The organism is Exiguobacterium sp. A1_3_1, from assembly GCF_048985645.1.
In the GTDB taxonomy this organism is placed as follows: domain Bacteria; phylum Bacillota; class Bacilli; order Exiguobacteriales; family Exiguobacteriaceae; genus Exiguobacterium_A; species Exiguobacterium_A indicum.
In genome coordinates, this window is record NZ_WBYY01000278.1 from 1 (window position 1) to 2,170 (window position 2,170).

Annotated in this window: 3 protein-coding genes; all 3 read right to left on the reverse strand. The window is 42.9% G+C overall.

Annotation, left to right across the window (positions count from 1 at the left end; genetic code table 11):
- Window positions 1-72: 72 nt before the first annotated feature.
- Window positions 73-1,071, reverse strand: a complete 999-nt coding sequence (locus F8N00_RS17670; protein ID WP_023467393.1) for a class I SAM-dependent methyltransferase — start codon at window positions 1,069-1,071, stop codon at window positions 73-75.
- A gap of 140 nt (window positions 1,072-1,211) precedes the next feature.
- Window positions 1,212-1,592, reverse strand: coding sequence for a DUF1516 family protein (locus F8N00_RS17675; protein ID WP_023467392.1), 381 nt, complete (start codon window positions 1,590-1,592; stop codon window positions 1,212-1,214).
- 84 nt (window positions 1,593-1,676) lie between these two features.
- A partial coding sequence (locus F8N00_RS17680) for a sensor histidine kinase (RefSeq protein WP_421018710.1) occupies window positions 1,677-2,170 on the reverse strand: 494 nt, incomplete at its 5' end.

Here is a 2,170-nt window from a genome sequence, read left to right on the forward strand (position 1 = left end):
CTATTATACTAAGCACATAGTAAAAGCAACAAATTTGAACTGTCTTCTAACTGTAAAAACGCCAGACTTCGCTTAGGAAGTGGCGTTTGCAGTGACGATATACCAGGCACCTTCTTTTAAGAATGGTGTGATCGAAATGTTTTCAAACCCAGCTTTCGTTAGATCTTCTTTCAATTCTTCCTTACTTGGTAATGGATACAGATTCTCATGCAACGTCATGAAGGCATTGAATGCTGCTGAGAAAGGTGCACCATGTGAACTGTCACGTAATGGTGTGACGAGAATGACTGTTCCATCATCCTTGACGAAACGACGAACTCCTTTTAATAGTGCAAGGCGTTCCGGTTGCGGGAAGTAATACAAAATATTATTCATCATGACACCGTCATATGTCTCTTTCACATCAAACGTTTTAATGTCTCCAACGACAAAATCAATCTCTCCGCTCGTATCTCGTCGTTTTGCTTCTGCGATGACGGATTCTTCAATATCGATTCCGGCAAGTCGTAAGTCCGGCAATGCCTCATGGATTTTACGGAGATACCCACCATAAGCACAACCAATATCAAGTAGTGAGGTCAGATTACGACTCCGAATGATATGGCGTACTGCTGGGAAAGCAACAGTCTCAACGAGAGCTGAAGTTTCAGCTACGATGTCTCCATGTTCCTCTCCATTAAAAGTCTTTTGTTGACCCTCTTCTAAAAATTGAGGATAAGAGAATAGTGCTGGCAAGTGCAACTCCATCATTTCCGATAACATGAATCCGATACTCCGATCGTCTGATTGAGAGAGTTCCGGAAGAACATGGCGAGTCGCTGTATAGCGTAAATCTTTTTTCTTCAAGTGACCGACTGCAACGCCGACTTCGAACCAGCGGGATAACGCTTCCTGTGTCAGCGGACGCTGCATCCGTAGCTGTGCCTCTGCTTGTGTTGCTCCTGTTTGAAGAGCATCGAATAATCCATATTTATAACCGATATACCCATGCCAAAGTGGTAACACCGGTTCTGCGCGTTTCATCCATTTTCGTGCTCGGAAAACTTTCGTCCATTCCTTCAACTGTGCCACAAGCGTTCCCCTCTCTACTGTTTAATACATCCCTTTTCCCAAATAACAACCACTTGTAAACAAAAATTACTAACGAACATGACAAAAAGAGTCCTTTTCAACCTATGAGGTCGAAAAGGACTCTTTGATCCCGCATGAACTTAGAAGAATTTCATACCGTATGGGAGTGAATAGCCTAGGAATACTGTCACAAGGACGAGCACGATGAATCCGATGACGAAACCGGAATAAGCTTTTCCTTTTTTAAGTCGAACAAGTGTCAACTCTCCGAAGATGAGCGACAATAAGCCAAGTGTAATCTTCGCATGGTAGAGTGGGTCTGGATTTTCAGACATCCCCATAATTTTGATGTACAGATAAAGACCTGTCGCGAACGTCAATAAGAGCAACAGACGGAACGCCATATGAATCCCTTTTGCAGCTTTTTTGTTGTTCTTGTACATCGAAAAAGCGACGAAGAACGTAACCAATAAAAGTACCCAAAGTAAGACGTGTGTGTGAACGAATGCTGTGATTGGCATTTCATTTCCTCCTTTCTTTTCCTATTTCATCGTATCTGATTTCAGGACGAACACCTAGTGTTATTTTGTTGATATATGGTTTTTTCAGGAGATTGTCACATGTGTAGACTGGACAAGTGGGAATTTGACGGTAAAAAGACTACCTTCCTTCACGACTGACTCGACATGAATTTCTCCGCCATGACCCGTGACGATTTCCTTACAGATAGCTAGTCCTAGACCAGTCCCACCAATTTTTCGACTATCCGAGTTATCGACGCGATAGAACTTTTCGAATAGACGACTCAGCGATTGTTCTGGAATCCCGATTCCCTCATCTCGAACTTGAAGAATGACTTGATCAAGTGATGTCGTGAGTACGACATCGATCGCACCACCAGATGGTGAATATTTCACCGCATTATTCAATAAATTATTGAGCAACTGTCTGATTTTTTCTTCGTCTGCTTCAATGACAGGCAACTGATTTCCCTCGTGACGGAACGTAATCCGATGAGCCTGTGTCGAAGCCGCATAAAATTGTGTCGTTTCTTCAGCAATCGTATAGATGCTGTCTCTTATACACATCTCCGAGCCCA

Coding starts and splice junctions, on each gene's coding strand:
- F8N00_RS17675 (WP_023467392.1), bottom strand. CDS start 1,592: ATGCCAATCACAGCATTCGTTCACACACACGTCTTACTTTGGGTACTT.